The following is a 14,401-nucleotide window of genomic DNA, read 5'->3' as shown; positions in this document are numbered from 1 at the left end:
GATGTAGAGGCGGCCGGCGACATCGGTCCGGAGGCCGTCGATGGTGTCGGGCTGGAATGCCTTGACGAGCTTTGGGTCGGTGAGCGCGTTGCCGTTGATGGTGTAGGACCAGACCTGGCCATTGCTGGATTCGCCGACATAGAGCGTCTTGCCGTCGGGGCTGAGGTCGATGCCGTTGGTGGTGCCCATCGCGCGCGGCGCCGGCATGATTTGCCCCTGCACCACACCGTCCGCGGCTTTGGCGATACGCCAGATGTGGCCTTCCCGGCCCTTCCAGTTCGGATCGCTCGCATAAATCGTACCGTCGCGGGCGATCGTGATGTCGTTGGGCTGGTTCATCTCGTCGGAGTGAAACCAGACGACCGGCTCGGTCGTGCCCTTCGTGATCGCAAAGATGTTGTGCTTCTTGTAGTCGGCGATGAACATCGTACCATGGGAATCGAAGCGGATGGCATTGCCGATGCTTCCCTCGGGGAGCGTCGTGAAGGCTTCCGACGCTGCGCCGCCCGCAGGCAATCGACCGATCGTGCCTGATTTGCCGAAATTGACGACAAAGAGGTTGCCGTCGAGATCGGCGGCCGGCCCCTCGATGCCGTGCGTGTATTCGTCTGAAGGCGTTACCTGCACGCTTTCGAACAGCGTGGTCTCGGCGGCGACGAGCGGCGTTGCGACAACAAGCAGAAGGCTACTGCACAGGCACCAGAAATTCCTGCCGGATGTAATAGCCATCGCCGTCGCTGCACTCGCCATTCAAATAAGGATCGGCCGGCCGGAAGAATCGGCTGAAGCCCGGTTTGTCTACAGCGTTCCTTTGTGTCACGACAACGACCTTGGCGGCCGGTATTTCGCCGCATTCCTTGTTCGTCTTGCTGAAGAACTTGCGCTGCGGCAGGCCGAGCCTGATGCGCATCGGCGTTCCCGGAACCATCTTGGCAACGAAGAGATCAGCGGTGTTGAGCAGAGCCTGGTAACCGGGCTCGGTCTTCGGCAGGCCCTCCCCGCCCTGCGGCATCAGCTTCTCCGCACCGATGCCGCGCAGCCGCGTGCGCAGCCTGCCCGAAGCGGGATCACCCGGATAGATCCAGCCATCCTGCGACAGCATGAAGCGAAGCACGGCTACGTCCCTGTCTGCATCAGACTGGCCCGCCTTCAGGCCGAAATCGGAATGGCAGCCGATACAGTGCTTTTCGACGAGATTCTTGCGCAGCGTGGTGAGCCGCGCCTTGTTCTGCGCATCCCCGGCGACGAAGGCGGCAAGCTGGTCGATCAGCGCCTGACTGCGCGTGTCGCAGGGCAGCGGGGGCGGTGCATCGCCGGCAGTGCGGTCGATGCGGATGATCGTCTGGTTCTTGTCCTCGACGAGCCAGATCGCACCGTCCTCCGCGACAGTCATGCCAGCCGGCGCGCCTTGCGGCCGCGCGCCGTTGGCGCGGTGCCAGCCGGCGATCAATTCCTCGAATGGCGCAGCGGCAACATCGCCGGCGTCGGTTTGAAAATTGTGAGTTGGATCTGCCGCGCAACTGACGTGGTAGCGCACCGGTGCCGGCGCTGGCTTGGGAAAACCGTGGCCGTCAACGTCGTAGATCAGCACGCGGCTGCCGGTCGGGCGATAGCCGTGCAGACCAACCAGGAGCTTGCCTTCGAGCTCAGGAAATTTTGTGCCGTGATAATACAGCATCGCAAGCGGCGCGCCGTGCGGCGGCAGCAGCGAGAGCGGCGCCTTGTACAGCGCATTGCCGGTGCAAAGCGATTTGTAGACGCCCGATTGCAGCACGAGCTTGAACTCGGGGCTCGGCGTCGACAGGTCGTAGCAATAGGGCCAGCCATAATGTCTGCCCTGCTCGATCGCATTGATCTCCTCGTTCGGCTTGAAAATATCGGGCAGGTCGCGGCCATTCTCGCCTTGCAGGAAAGCGTAGCCGGCGTCCGGAAAATTCGGGTGCAGCGCCAGCGCCATCGAGTTGCGCAAGCCCCGCGCGTAGATCGTGTGCGGCGGATCGGGATCGTTCGGCTTCAACGCCGGAAAGATGCCGCCTGACGGCGGTGTGAACAGCCAGATCGCGGCCATCGCGGAGGCGCCTTCGGCTGCCGCGCAAGGCTTCGTGATCGGTGCCGGCGTGATGCAATCGTCGTTGTGGGCCCCGATGTTGACGAACAGCCGCCCGTTGCGATCGAGCACGAACTGCTTCAGCGGATGCGCCGCCTCGTCGAGCTTCGTCCCATCAGGCAGCGTGATGCGCCGGCCCGGCATGTGACGGACGATGGTCTCGACCGTGCCGCGCGGATTGTCCGCAAGAGGATCGAAACGGAAGATGGTCTCGGCGGTCGACGCATAGAGTTTCTTGTCCGGCCCGACCACGAGGCCGAACGGATATTCGACGCCGGTCAGGAGCTCTTTGAAACGCTGGCCACTGGGCGCGTGGGGATCGAGCAGCAGCAGCCGTCCGTCGGCGTGACCCCAGCCCCCCATGTCGGCAACCACGAACATGTCGCGACCGGGTACCTGGATGATCGACCGCGGAAATTTCAGATGGTCCTCCTCGCTCGCGACAAGGCCAGCGCAGAAGCCGGCCTTCATGTCGATCTGGAGCCTGGGAAAGGCGAGATCGCCGCTGCCGCAAGTCTCCGTTCCCAGCGCATAGCCGCTTTTTCTGACCGGTTCGGACGCGGCGGGCGAAGCGACGCCGAGAATGATCGCGGCCAGGGCGGCAACACCCACGCGCAAGCTTCGGCGTCTATCCTGCAATGTGACCTGATTCACAGCGGCCTCCGCGACTTTCGGTCGAAGCTTGTTCCATGCCGTGCGGGCCTCGTCCAGTTGAACATCACCGGCCTGTGATCAAACCCGCCACGCGCGTGGTGCCGACCAACTTCCGTAGATTCCCTTACCGGGGTTGGCCCGAATGTTTTTCGCTTCGTTGGGGTGGTACCGATGTGCCGTCCAGTTCGCTTTCCAGAGGAGGCGTCTATGGTTCAGATGTATTTCCACTGCTCGAATGCTGAAGGCACGTTGATCGATCGCTACGGCACCGCAGTCGCCAACCTCACCGAGGCGCGCGATCGCGCCGCCCAGATCATGCGCTCGATGATCCTGACGCCCGGCGCCGAAGACTGGCGCGATTGGGTGATTCACATCAGCGACGACGACGGCGAAGAGATTCTGGACCTCCCCTTCACGGCCATGCTCGGCAAGCCGCATTGAGGTGATGCCGTGCTGTTCGCTTCCCTGACCCTGCTCCGCCAGCCCCTCACCTTCGTCGCCAGTAAATGGCAGACGCTGATCCGGGTCGCCGGCGACCCCTACCGCCCCGAGCTGCATTATATGCGCGGGCCTGGCCCGAAATGGCGCGCCAAGTACCAGGCCAGCCGCCTGAACCGCGGGCTCTGAGCGTAGCTTCGCCTCATTTCTGTTTTTTCATCATGGCCGGGCTTGTCCCGGCCATCGACGTTTTTAAGGCTGAGGACAGGCAGCGCCCGCTTCACCTGCCGGTAAACTTTGCCTTGCGCTTCTCGATGAAGGCTTTCCGGCCCTCGATCGCGTCGGCGCTTTGGCGGATGGTGGCCTGAAGCTCGATCTCGCGACGGAACTGCGCCTCGTAGCTGGCGTGCTCGCTTTCCTCGACAAGCGCGCGGGTCGCGACCAAAGCACGCGTCGGCCCCTCAGCCAGACGGCGCGCGAGTGTCAGCGCCTCGTCCATCAGTTTCGTATCCTCGACGACCTGCCGCACGAGGCCGATCTCCTGGGCGCGCTCCGCCGTCAGAGGCTCGTTGAGCAGCATCAGCTCGAGCGCGCGCTGCCGGCCGATCAGCCGCGGCAACAGCCAGGTCGAGCCGAGGTCGGGCACCAGCGCAATCCGGCTGAAGACTTGAATAAAACTTGCCGAACGCGCTGCAACGATCACATCGCCGGCCATCGCGAGGCTAAAACCGCCGCCGGCCGCGACGCCGTTGACCGCAACGACGACGGGCACACGGCATTCACGCAGCGCCCTGAAGGCCGGCCAGTAGAAGCGCATCACGCCGGCGGCGAGGTCCTCACCGAGCGCTCCGGCTGCCTTCAAATTCTGCCCCGAGCAAAATCCGCGCCCGGCCCCGGTGAGGATGAGGGCGCGAACCTCCTCATCTCCAGTCATCTCGGCGACTGCGGCTGCGAGCGCACCGAGCAGGTCCGGCGTCATCGCGTTCAGGCTGGCCGGCTCGTCGAGCGTCAAAATCCCGACCGCGCCGTCCCGCGCCTGTTTCACACCAGCCATGTCGTCATCTCCCTTTCGATGTTCTCGTGGGCGCCAATGTGCCATTCTTCGCGCGCTCCGCCAATTACGGAGCTTCGACGTCCGCGCAACGAAGCCAAACCAGAGTTCAAGACGACATGCCTCATCAGTTCAGCCTCAACCAGACCGTCCGCAAACCCGCCGTCACATCCAAGGGCGGCATTGTCGCTTCGCAATCGCGACGGGCAGCCGAGGTGGGAGCGCAGGTGCTGGCATCGGGTGGTGACTGCGTCGATGCGATCGTGGCAACCACCTTTGCGCTGAACGTGCTGGAGCCCTGGAACAGCGGCATCGGCGGCGGCGGTGCGATGGTGCTCTACCGCGCCAAGGACAATCGCTACGAGGTGATCGACTACGGCATGTCCGCGCCGCAGAGCCTGCGCGCCGCCGATTATCCGCTCAGTGGCGAAGGCGCGGCCTCCGATCTCTTCCCCTGGTCGCGGGTGAAGGACGACCGCAACATCCACGGCCCCGGCGCAATCGCGGTACCCGGTGTCGTCGCCGGCATGGAAGAGGCGCATCGCCGCTACGCCAAGATGCCATGGAAGGATCTGGTCGCGCCGGCTGCCGCGCTCGCCGGCGAAGGCCTGCTGGTCGATTGGTGGACCGCACTGACGATCACGGCCTCGGCGGCCGATCTGCGGCGTTATCCGGCAAGCGCAGCCGCCTTCTTGAAGGACGGCCTGCCGCCGAGCCCGCCATGGGGGATCAAATCTGAGGTGCGATTGCCGCAGGATGCACTCAAGGGGACGCTGTCGCACCTCGCCGAAGCCGGTCCGCGCGACTTCTATCAGGGCGATCTCGCCGACAGTATCGCATCCGACATCAGGGGTGACGGCGGCTCGCTCTCGGTCGAGGATCTTGCCGCATTCCGCGCGCATCTGCGCGAGCCGCTGGCGATCCCCTATCGCGGCGGCAAGGTCTATGCGACGCCGGAGCTCACGGCCGGCCCGACCATGGCGCATGCGCTGCGCCTGTTGCAGCAGAGTCTGAAACCGGCGGGCGCACCGGATGCGGACACCTACGTCGAATTTGCGCTCGCCTTGCAGGCGGCTTTCCGCGAGCGGCTCAAGGACATGGGCGATGCCGACGGCAAGCGCTCGCTCGGCGCCGAATATCTCGCGCCGGCCTGCACCACGCATTTCTCAGTGGTCGACCGCCACGGCAACATCGCCGCGGTGACGCAGACGCTGCTCTCCTCGTTCGGCTCCAAATATGTGACCCCGCACAGCGGCATCGCCATGAACAACGGCATCATGTGGTTCGATCCGACTCCGGGCACCACCAACTCGCTCGCACCCGGCAAGCGCTGCCTCTGCAACTATACGCCCGTCATCGCGGAGACGAAGAACGCCAAGCGCCTTGCGGTCGGCGCTTCCGGCGGGCGACGCATCCTGCCGTCAGTGATGCAGCTCGTCTCCTTTGCGATGGATTTCGGCATGGATCTCGACGCCGCCATTCACCAGCCGCGCATCGACGCCAGCGAAGGCGCGATCGTCATCGGCGACATCAGGCTGCCGGAGGAAACACGCAAAGCCCTGGCCGCGCGCTTCGACTACGAGGAGAGCCGCGTGCAGGCCTTGCCGCAGAAATTCGCCTGCCCGAGCGTCGTGATGCGCGAGGGCGAGGTCAATTCCGGCGCGGTCGAAATCTTCCAGCCCTGGGCCGACGCGGTGGCGGAAGGCTAGTCGAGGGCAACTACATGCCGAGCCACGGATGGTCGAGATCTAGCCGAAATCCTGTCCCCTGGATGACTCACTATCGGAACGTCAGTGAATTTCCGTAATGAAAAACACCGACGAAGGTTTGAAATGCGATCCGGTACTGTCCGGCTTTCAGCATGATACCTCCGGCCGCAATGTAGGGGTTTGCCATCCCGGCGTAGGGAAATGGATCGTTCAGTATGATGTCTAAGCCTCCCGGGTGGCTCTCGTAGCCGACCACCACGACCGCATGCTGGCTGACGCCCAACCCGGGCGGGAACGGAATCTGGCCCGGGCTAATTCCTGCAAGGATCGGCCCGTCATTATCGATTTGGCGTGCGATTTCGACAGGCGGCAGGACTCCACGAAACTGAAGAGTGACGCTCGGATTTTGATAACCCGTCAGTTGCTGGGTCAACATAGCGTAAGACTGCATGATGAACGCAACCCTCTGCATCGTTCCGCCGGCATTCAGGCACATCCCGCAATTCGACATGCATGGTCCGCCCTGCGCAGCCACGACAGCGCACTGGTAGTTTCCGAACTGATTGAGGTTGGGATAGCCGAGATATTCGAAGATCATCGCGGCGGAGGCAGCGAAGCACCATTCTGGCGCCTGCTGGGCGACCGGAGCGATCGGCAACACAGCGGCGGCCGCTCGTCCCGGCAGGGAGCAAAGCGCAAACAACGCGAGCATGACTATTCTCAATGCAAATTGCTTCATGGAATTCCCCCGAGGAGCAAATGTGAGAAAACGCAAATGACACTCATAGATCGGAAAAATTCGCCGGAATAGGACAACTCCCGCCCTGGAGTTGGACAAGCGCGTCCTTCACGGTCGCGCCGAGCTGAACCCGCTGCTGGCTATAGAGCCCTCTGCTCATATCCACGAACTGCTGAAAGTCGCGGGCACCGTTGTCGCAATCGCGCGTCATATACTCGGCGATCACCAGATCGGCCATGACGTAGGTGCGCGCCGGCAGGTTCTGCGGCGTATCCGGCAACGTATTCATCGCTTCGAGGAATGCGACGTGTCCCTTGGCAAGCTCCCCGGTCGCATAGAACAACTTGCCTTGATACCGCCGAGCCTCCGACCGGAGATAAGGGGTCGCATCGGTCTTCGCGATCGCGCGCGACACGAACGCACCTGCAATCTGGAAATCACCGACCGTATAGGCCTCGTTGATCAAGATCAGCAGCTGCGGAATGCCTACGTCTTCGTCCTTCATATCCCGCAACATTGCGCGAGCAGTGGCGATGTCGTTGAGTATCTGCGGGGTAATCGCGCTGGCCATGGCAAGTCGGAGCTGTGGCGTAGAGGAATCGAGCGAGAATTTGATCAGCTCCTGCCTCTGTTTGGCGGCAGAGTTGACGGCTTGGTTGAACTGGCTCAATCGAGCAATGCGATCCGCCTCCGGCTTGGCGACGAACGTCTCGTGAAGAGAGGCGAAGGTCAAAACCAATCCGAGAAACAGCGCGCTCGCGCTCGCGCTTTCGGTCAGCTTCTTGAACATTGTCTTGTGCGAGCTTTTCTCGAGCTCGCCGATGCGATCGTCGAAACTCTTAAGGAGAATATCCGTCGACGTTGTGGTCGCCGGCGGCGTAGTCGCGGCCGGCGCTTGCGCGCAATTAGACATAGCCCCTCCGAAAACGAAATGCTGCGATGCAGCCAATACGTCTCGATAAAGTCGCGGCAATGAGGTGGTGCAATATCAACCGCACAACCATAGCGGCTTTGCGCAGCAAGACAATGGGGGAATTGCTTCGAGTTGCCCCCCGCACCATCAGCGCGCTCGCGCCAGGCAAGCGCCGCCTCTGCGACTCTACGCCCGCGAGAGCCACGACTTCCCCACATTTGCAAGGAACTTACCTGCTCGCATCTCGTTCATTGAGCGGACAAATGCGCTCGCCCTGAACGGGCTCACCTGGAGGACATGATGAAAACACTCGCGCTCGCCGCTTCGCTGCTCGTTGCTGCCGGCCTCACGCTGACCAGCCCTGCGCTCGCCAAGGGCGGACACGGAGGCGGCCATGGAGGCGGACACGGTCACGGCCACGGAATGGGCCACCATCACCACGGCACGCCGGCCGGCTGGTATCACGGCCGAAAGGTCGGCTGGCAGGGTCACGGGTGTCCGCCGGGCCTGTGGAAGCAGGGCCGCTGCTGATATCCAAGCTGCCAATCATGCAAGGCGTCGCTCCTCGGTGGAGCGGCGCCTTCTTCAAATGCCGAGCCGGTCGCGCACGCGTCCTGCGATCACCGCCGTGGTCACACCGACCGGCCAGAACGCGTGCATCGGGATCGGCTTGATGCCGGTGATCGGCATGTCGATCTCGGCCTTGGCGCCGCCGATCAGCCGGCGCGCGAGCTGCGCGCCCATCGCGGTCGCGAGTGCGACACCTCGACCGTTGCAGCCGAGCGAGATCAGGATGTCTTCCGCGGGCTCGTGCACGTGCGGATAATGGTCCTTGGTGATCGCGAGCCGGCTGTTCCAGCCATGGGTCCACCGCACACCCTTGAGCTGCGGCCATAGGCGCTCGGCATAACGGATGAGATAGGCGACATCATCGGGCGAGCTGATCCAGCGCATCGGGCCGCGGCCGCCCATGAGAAGACGGTTCTGCTGATCGATGCGGTAATAGACGGTGATGTGGCCGCTCTCGTAGAGCACGGGCCGCGTCGGCATGATCGACCGCGCGACGTCGTCCGACAGCGGCGCGGTGGCAGCGATCGAGGAAAACACCGGCACGATGGTGCGGCGGAGCGCGGGCCAGAGATCGTCGGTGAAGCCGTTGGTGGCAAGCAGGACCTTGTCGGCGTGCACGATCGCCCGTGGCGTCTCGATGCGCCAGCGCGAGCCCTCACGGCGCAGCGACAGCGCAGGCGTCTCGCCATACACCTTCGCACTCGCCGACATCGCCGCGCGGGCGAGGCCCCGCGCGTAGCTGAGCGGATGCAGATCACCGCCGCGCGTATCCAGCATCGCACCGATGTAGCGATCGGTGCCCGTCATCTCGCGCAATTGCTCGCGGTTCAGATATGTCACCGGCATGCCGCGACGGATGCATTGCCGCGCCGTCTTTTCGATCGCGGCGGCGCTGGCCTCGTTATAGGCTGCGCGCAGCGTGCCGTTCTGCCTTGCCTCGCACGGGATCTGGTAGCGGCGGATCAGGTCGTGGGTGAAGTTCGTCGTGCCGTAAGAAAATTCGATCATCCGGCGGCCGAGTTCAGAACCGAAATCAGCCTCGATCTGATCGGGATCGTGCTTCAGGCCGGGATTGGTGTGACCGCCATTGTTGCCCGACGCGCCCCAGCCTGGCTCCTGTGCCTCCAGTACCAACGCCTCGACGCCCTGCTCCGCCAGATGCAACGCCGCGGACAGGCCAGTGTAGCCGCCGCCGACGATCGCGACGGAAACTGTCTTATCCACATCGAGCGGCGGCGTCGCGGCGGGCGCGACGGCAGTATCGGCATAGAGCGAGGGCGGCAGCGGCAGGCGCGTCATGGCGAGAACCGGTCAGAGCGGATGCAGCACGCGGCGCAAGAAGTCCTGCGTGCGCGGATGCTGGGGATGGTTGAGTAGTGTTTTCGCCGGCCCCTGCTCGACGATGATGCCGCCATCGATGAACAGCACACGGTCGGCGACATCGCGGGCAAAGCCCATCTCGTGGGTGACGACGACCATGGTCATGCCGTCATCGGCGAGCTTGCGCATCACGCCGAGCACCTCGCCGACCAGTTCAGGGTCGAGCGCCGAGGTCGGCTCATCGAACAGGATCGCCTTGGGCTGCATGGCAAGTGCACGCGCGATCGCGACGCGCTGCTGCTGGCCGCCGGAGAGTTGCGGCGGGTGCGCATCGGCCTTCTCGGCGAGCCCAACCTGCGCGAGCAGCGCACGGCCTCGCTCGAGCACTTGTGCACGCGGCTCCTTCTTCACGAAGAGCGGCCCTTCGACGACATTCTCCAGCACCGTCCGATGCGGGAACAGATTGAAGCGCTGGAACACCATCGACACCCGGGTGCGGATGTTCACGATCGAGGCGGCATCGCGGTCGACCTTGAGGCCTTCGACGCTGATCTCGCCCCGATCGTAGCTTTCCAGGCCGTTGATGCAGCGCAGGATGGTCGACTTGCCCGAGCCCGAGGGCCCGATGATGCAGACCACCTCGCCCTTCTGCACGGAGGCCGTGATGCCCTTCAGCACCTCGTTCTGGCCAAAGCTCTTGTGGACGTCGATGAGCTCGATCATTTCTTGCCCGCCCGCTTCTCGAAATGGCGAACGAGCAAAATCAGCGGGATGCTCATGGTGAGATACATCAGCGCCACCAGCGTGAAGACGTTGGTGTTCTTGAAGGTCGAGGAGGCGATCAGCTTGCCTTGCAGCGCGAGCTCGGCGACGGTGATGGTCGAGGCTTGCGACGAATCCTTCAGCATCATGATCATGACGTTGCCGTAGGGCGGCAGCACGATGCGGACGGCCTGCGGCAGGATCACGCGGCGCATCGTGAGCCACCAGCCCATGCCGATCGACTGCGCTGCCTCGATCTGGCCCTTGTCGATCGCCTCGATGCCGGCGCGGAAGTTTTCCGCCTGATAGGCCGAGTAGGCGATGCCGAGCCCGAGGATCGCGGCCTGCAAGGCTGACAGCGTGACGCCGAGATCGGGCATCACGAAGTACAGGTAGAACAACAGCACGATGATCGGGATACCACGGATCACGTTGATCAGGCTGGCGCTGAGCAGCGACAGCGCCTTGATACCCGATACCCGCATCATCGCCCAGATCAGGCCAAGTACGGTCGAGAGCAGCAGCGAGCCGATGGTAACGATGATCGTCAGCGCGACGCCGTTCATCAGGATCGGAAAGAACTCGACGGCGTCGTGCCAGAAGCCTTTCATCGGGAAGCCTTCGATGGACCGCTATCAGCCTTGATCAACCCTGGGCCTTGAGACCCCACTTGCCGAGGATCTTGTCGATGGTGCCGTTGGCCTTCAGCTTTGCCAGCGAGGCGTTGATCTTGGCGAGCAACGCCGTCTCGCCCTTGCGGACTCCGATGCCGACCGAGCCGACGGTGACAGGCTTGTAGCCGTCGACGAGACGCACTTCGGGGAAGCCACCCTGCTTCAGATTGTAGGCCAGGATCGGATAGTCGGCGTAGCCGGCCTTGAGGCGGCCGGTGTTCACGTCGCGCAGGATGTCCGGAATGGTGTCGTAGGCCTTCACGTCAGCGAACAGGCCGGTCTTCTTCAGCGCATCGACGAAGGCGGTGCCGACCTGGGCGCCGACCGTTTCGCCCTTGAGATCGTCCTGCGTGGCATAGGCCTTGGTGTCGCTCTTGGGCACGACAAGGCCTTCGCCATAGGTGTAGATCGGGTCGGAGAAGTCGACGACTTCCTTGCGCGGCGCGGTGATGAACATTGCGGCCGCGATGATGTCGATCTTGCTCGAGGTCAACGACGGGATCAGCGCCGAGAACTGCATCGGCTCGATCTGCACGTTGAAGCCGGCATCCTTGCCGATCTCGGTGACGAGATCGACCATGATGCCCTGGATGGTGTTGGTCTTGGTGTCGAGGAAGGTGAAGGGAATGCCCGTCGGCGTGGAGCCGACCTTGAGCACCTGCTGCGCGGAAGCCGGCATCACTGCGGCCATTGCAAGCGCCGCGATCGCGGCCAGACCAAAACGCTTCATCGCATCCCCCTTTGGGTCCGACCGATGGCGGCTCTCGCACGTCGTGATCGCAGACGTTGCGGGCCGAGCCGTTTCGGCCTATTTTCACCAATATGAAAATTTGGCCACAGTTTCGGGGACGATGCAAGTGGTTTTCATGCACATGAAGGAAGCGGTTTGACGTGAGCGGTGGCAAAAGAATGCGCAAACCGGCCGCGGCAAGGCCGGCGAAGCGGGCCAAGAAGGCTACCGCGAGGCCGGCGGAGCCTGCAATGGACGTCACGGTGGGCCGCCGCATCCGGGATCTTCGGCGCGTCAGGCAATTTTCGCTGGAAACGGTCGCGGCGCGCACGGACCTGTCGATCGGCTTCCTCAGCCAGATCGAGCGCGGCCTATCGTCGCCCTCGCTGCGCGTGCTGGCGACGCTCGCCGACGTGCTCGGCGTCGGCATCGCCGCGCTGTTCGGTGCAAGCCCGAGCGCTGACGGCGCATCCGATCAGGTGGTCACGCGCGGACTGCAGCGACCGGAGCTCAAGCTGTGGCGCACCGGCGTCTCCAAGCAGTTGCTAAGCCCGGCCAGTGCCGACAACAAGCTGAACTTGTTCCTGGTGCATCTCGAGCCGGGCGGCTCAACGGGCGACGAGCTCTACACCCATGACGGGGAGGAAGCCGGCCTCGTGCTCGAAGGCGAGATGATGCTGACGGTCGGCAGCGAGACATGGTCGCTGAAGACCGGCGACAGCTTTCGCTTCGCGAGCCGCAGGCCGCACCGGTTTTCCAATCCGGCGCGGGATGCAAAGGCCGTCGTGCTGTGGGTGAATTGCGTGACGGGGGCTGGCTGAATTCTCGCCTTTCGACATTGCTAGCGAAGCGAAGCAATCCGGACTCTCACCACGGAAACGGTCTGGATTGCTTCGTCGCGAGAGCTCCTCGCAATGACGAGGAGATAGAGTCTTACCCAAACCGGTGCTGATACCGCGCCACCGACAGCGCACTCACATCGATGTCCGGTTTCCTGCCCGACAGCATGTCGGCGAGCACGCGCGCCGAACCGCAGGACATGGTCCAGCCGAGCGTGCCATGCCCGGTGTTGAGGTGGAGGTTGGCGTATTGCGTCGGGCCGATCACGGGGGGACCGTCCGGCGTCATCGGGCGCAGGCCGCTCCAGAACGTTGCCTTGGAGAGATCGCCGCCACGCGGGAACAGGTCGGTCAGCGAATGATCGAGCGTGGCGCGGCGCGCATCATAGAGCTTATCCGAATAGCCGGAGATCTCGGCGGTGCCGCCGACGCGGATCCGGTTGCCGAGGCGGGTGATGGCGACCTTGTAGCTCTCGTCCATCACGGTCGATTCCGGCGCGCCGGAAGCGTCCTTGATCGGCACCGTGATCGAATAGCCTTTCACCGGATAGACCGGCAGCGAGATGCCGAGCGGCGCAGCCATTCGTGACGAGTAGCTTCCGAGCGCGAGCACGTAACTATCTGCCTGCAGCAGGCCGGCACTGGTCGCGACGCCGCTGACGCGTCCGCCCTCCGTAACGATGCGTTCGATGCCGGTATTGAACAGGAAGCGCACCCCGAGCGCCTGGGCATGCTTGGCCAGCGCCTGCGTGAACATGTGACAGTCGCCGGTCTCGTCCTGCGGCAGGCGAAGGCCACCGACGAATTTGTCCTTCACGCCCGCGAGCGCCGGTTCGACCGCGATGCAGCCTTCGCGGCTCAGCGTCTCGTAAGGCACGCCATATTGCTTGAGCACCGCAATGTCTTCGCCAGTGCCGTCGAGCTGGGCCTGATAGCGGAACAGCTGCAGCGTTCCTTGCGAGCGCTCGTCATATTGAATGCCGATATCACGGCGCAGATCGCGCAAGGAATCGCGGCTGTATTCCGCGATCGGGATCATCCGGCTCTTGTTCACCGCATAGCGCGCACTGGTGCAGTTGCGCAGCATCTTGAGCAGCCACACCCACATCACGGGATCGAGCTTCGGCCGGATCACCAGCGGGCCGTGCTTCATCAGGAGCCATTTGACCGCCTTCACCGGCACGCCGGGGCCGGCCCATGGCGAGGAATAGCCGGGCGACACTTCGCCGGCATTGGCAAAGGAGGTCTCCAGCGCCGGCTCGGGCTGACGGTCGACGACCGTCACCTCGTGGCTGGCACGGGCGAGGTAGTAGGCAGAGGTGACGCCGATGACACCGCTGCCGAGGATCAGAACTTTCACGCTTGGTCAAACTCCCGCGGCATCACGCTCACCGCTGCAAGATAAAACTCACCGGCGGCGAGAGCAATTATCAGGCCACCTTCTTGATGGCGTCGCCGAGGATCGAGACCATCTGGTCGATGTGGCTCTTCTCGACGATGAGCGGAGGCGACATCGCGAAGCTGTCGCCGCTCATGCGCAGGTAAAGGCCGGTGTTGAAGCAGTCGACCATGACGTCATAGCCCCGCGCACCAACGACGCCGTCACGCGGCGCCAGCTCGACCGCGCCCATCAGGCCGCAATTTCTGATGTCGACGACGTTGGGCAGCCCCTTGAGCGAATGCAGCGCATCGCGCCAGTATTCGGCCATCGTGGCACCGCGCGTCAGCAGGCCTTCGTCCTTGTAGATGTCGAGCGTCGCGATGCCGGCCGCGCAGGCGGTCGGATGCGCTGAATAGGTGTAGCCGTGGAACAGTTCCATCATGTTCTCGGGACCGACCATCATGCCGTCGTGAACCTTGCGGCTGGCGAACACTGCACCGCACGGAATGGTGCC

The 14,401-nt window shown here is 63.5% G+C and carries 16 protein-coding genes; 5 read left to right on the top strand and 11 right to left on the bottom strand.

Features of this window, described 5'->3' with window-relative positions; translation table 11 throughout:
* Together IF809_RS36410 and IF809_RS36405 are read right to left on the bottom strand one after the other, a co-directional pair.
* Window positions 1-729: SMP-30/gluconolactonase/LRE family protein (locus tag IF809_RS36410; protein ID WP_462839922.1), on the bottom strand; the 729-nt coding region annotated here is incomplete at its 3' end.
* Window positions 686-2,719: a PQQ-dependent sugar dehydrogenase gene (locus IF809_RS36405; RefSeq protein ID WP_462839921.1), complete on the bottom strand. Its 2,034-nt coding sequence runs from the start codon at window positions 2,717-2,719 to the stop codon at window positions 686-688. The genes IF809_RS36410 and IF809_RS36405, both read right to left, overlap by 44 nt.
* A gap of 249 nt (window positions 2,720-2,968) precedes the next feature.
* Here IF809_RS36405 and IF809_RS36400 point away from each other — a divergent pair, with 249 nt between their 5' ends.
* Window positions 2,969-3,202, top strand: coding sequence for a DUF6894 family protein (locus tag IF809_RS36400; protein ID WP_128968079.1), 234 nt, complete (start codon window positions 2,969-2,971; stop codon window positions 3,200-3,202).
* A gap of 9 nt (window positions 3,203-3,211) precedes the next feature.
* A complete protein-coding gene (locus IF809_RS36395; protein ID WP_164938855.1) occupies window positions 3,212-3,388 on the top strand; it encodes a hypothetical protein in 177 nt (58 codons plus the stop codon).
* Between the two features lie 91 nt (window positions 3,389-3,479).
* On the opposite strand, the gene IF809_RS36390 is transcribed toward IF809_RS36395, so the two are convergent.
* Window positions 3,480-4,253, bottom strand: coding sequence for an enoyl-CoA hydratase-related protein (locus IF809_RS36390; protein WP_462839920.1), 774 nt, complete (start codon window positions 4,251-4,253; stop codon window positions 3,480-3,482).
* A gap of 116 nt (window positions 4,254-4,369) precedes the next feature.
* Here IF809_RS36390 and IF809_RS36385 point away from each other — a divergent pair, with 116 nt between their 5' ends.
* Window positions 4,370-5,959 (top strand): gamma-glutamyltransferase family protein, encoded by a 1,590-nt coding sequence (locus IF809_RS36385; protein WP_462839919.1) that lies wholly within the window; start codon window positions 4,370-4,372, stop codon window positions 5,957-5,959.
* Between the two features lie 70 nt (window positions 5,960-6,029).
* Here IF809_RS36385 and IF809_RS36380 read toward each other — a convergent pair whose 3' ends face one another.
* Both IF809_RS36380 and IF809_RS36375 read right to left on the bottom strand, forming a co-directional pair.
* Window positions 6,030-6,698: a C39 family peptidase gene (locus IF809_RS36380; RefSeq protein WP_462839918.1), complete on the bottom strand. Its 669-nt coding sequence runs from the start codon at window positions 6,696-6,698 to the stop codon at window positions 6,030-6,032.
* A gap of 43 nt (window positions 6,699-6,741) precedes the next feature.
* Window positions 6,742-7,611: a hypothetical protein gene (locus IF809_RS36375; protein WP_462839917.1), complete on the bottom strand. Its 870-nt coding sequence runs from the start codon at window positions 7,609-7,611 to the stop codon at window positions 6,742-6,744.
* Window positions 7,612-7,908: 297 nt separating this feature from the next.
* Between IF809_RS36375 and IF809_RS36370 the strand changes: the two genes are divergently transcribed.
* Window positions 7,909-8,142 (top strand): hypothetical protein, encoded by a 234-nt coding sequence (locus IF809_RS36370; RefSeq protein ID WP_462839916.1) that lies wholly within the window; start codon window positions 7,909-7,911, stop codon window positions 8,140-8,142.
* A 54-nt stretch (window positions 8,143-8,196) separates the two neighbouring features.
* Here IF809_RS36370 and IF809_RS36365 read toward each other — a convergent pair whose 3' ends face one another.
* The 4 genes from IF809_RS36365 to IF809_RS36350 are packed head-to-tail and all read right to left on the bottom strand — an operon-like array spanning window position 8,197 to window position 11,667.
* Window positions 8,197-9,480 (bottom strand): NAD(P)/FAD-dependent oxidoreductase, encoded by a 1,284-nt coding sequence (locus IF809_RS36365; RefSeq protein WP_462839915.1) that lies wholly within the window; start codon window positions 9,478-9,480, stop codon window positions 8,197-8,199.
* A gap of 12 nt (window positions 9,481-9,492) precedes the next feature.
* Entirely contained in the window at window positions 9,493-10,224 is a 732-nt protein-coding gene (locus IF809_RS36360; protein ID WP_128968083.1) for an amino acid ABC transporter ATP-binding protein, read from the bottom strand.
* The gene (locus IF809_RS36355; RefSeq protein WP_453980329.1) at window positions 10,221-10,874 is read right to left on the bottom strand and encodes an amino acid ABC transporter permease; all 654 of its coding nucleotides are present in this window, start codon (window positions 10,872-10,874) and stop codon (window positions 10,221-10,223) included. The genes IF809_RS36360 and IF809_RS36355 overlap by 4 nt, the downstream gene beginning before the upstream one ends.
* Window positions 10,875-10,908: 34 nt before the next feature.
* On the bottom strand, window positions 10,909-11,667 hold the full coding sequence (locus IF809_RS36350; protein WP_128968085.1) for an ABC transporter substrate-binding protein: 759 nt from the start codon (window positions 11,665-11,667) through the stop codon (window positions 10,909-10,911).
* Window positions 11,668-11,846: 179 nt separating this feature from the next.
* Between IF809_RS36350 and IF809_RS36345 the strand changes: the two genes are divergently transcribed.
* Window positions 11,847-12,488: a helix-turn-helix domain-containing protein gene (locus tag IF809_RS36345; RefSeq protein WP_453992854.1), complete on the top strand. Its 642-nt coding sequence runs from the start codon at window positions 11,847-11,849 to the stop codon at window positions 12,486-12,488.
* A gap of 112 nt (window positions 12,489-12,600) precedes the next feature.
* On the opposite strand, the gene IF809_RS36340 is transcribed toward IF809_RS36345, so the two are convergent.
* On the bottom strand, window positions 12,601-13,866 hold the full coding sequence (locus IF809_RS36340) for a D-amino acid dehydrogenase (protein WP_462839914.1): 1,266 nt from the start codon (window positions 13,864-13,866) through the stop codon (window positions 12,601-12,603).
* 70 nt (window positions 13,867-13,936) lie between these two features.
* The coding region (locus IF809_RS36335) for an aminotransferase class III-fold pyridoxal phosphate-dependent enzyme (protein ID WP_462839913.1) at window positions 13,937-14,401 on the bottom strand (465 nt) is incomplete at its 5' end.

The organism is Bradyrhizobium sp. UFLA06-24 (genome assembly GCF_054967145.1).
This window is presented reverse-complemented; position numbering and strand designations above follow the sequence as displayed.

Coding starts and splice junctions, on each gene's coding strand:
- IF809_RS36400 (WP_128968079.1), top strand. CDS start 2,969: ATGGTTCAGATGTATTTCCACTGCTCGAATGCTGAAGGCACGTTGATC.
- IF809_RS36390 (WP_462839920.1), bottom strand. CDS start 4,253: ATGGCTGGTGTGAAACAGGCGCGGGACGGCGCGGTCGGGATTTTGACG.
- IF809_RS36385 (WP_462839919.1), top strand. CDS start 4,370: ATGCCTCATCAGTTCAGCCTCAACCAGACCGTCCGCAAACCCGCCGTC.
- IF809_RS36380 (WP_462839918.1), bottom strand. CDS start 6,698: ATGAAGCAATTTGCATTGAGAATAGTCATGCTCGCGTTGTTTGCGCTT.
- IF809_RS36375 (WP_462839917.1), bottom strand. CDS start 7,611: ATGTCTAATTGCGCGCAAGCGCCGGCCGCGACTACGCCGCCGGCGACC.
- IF809_RS36370 (WP_462839916.1), top strand. CDS start 7,909: ATGATGAAAACACTCGCGCTCGCCGCTTCGCTGCTCGTTGCTGCCGGC.
- IF809_RS36365 (WP_462839915.1), bottom strand. CDS start 9,480: ATGACGCGCCTGCCGCTGCCGCCCTCGCTCTATGCCGATACTGCCGTC.
- IF809_RS36360 (WP_128968083.1), bottom strand. CDS start 10,224: ATGATCGAGCTCATCGACGTCCACAAGAGCTTTGGCCAGAACGAGGTG.
- IF809_RS36355 (WP_453980329.1), bottom strand. CDS start 10,874: ATGAAAGGCTTCTGGCACGACGCCGTCGAGTTCTTTCCGATCCTGATG.
- IF809_RS36350 (WP_128968085.1), bottom strand. CDS start 11,667: ATGAAGCGTTTTGGTCTGGCCGCGATCGCGGCGCTTGCAATGGCCGCA.
- IF809_RS36345 (WP_453992854.1), top strand. CDS start 11,847: ATGCGCAAACCGGCCGCGGCAAGGCCGGCGAAGCGGGCCAAGAAGGCT.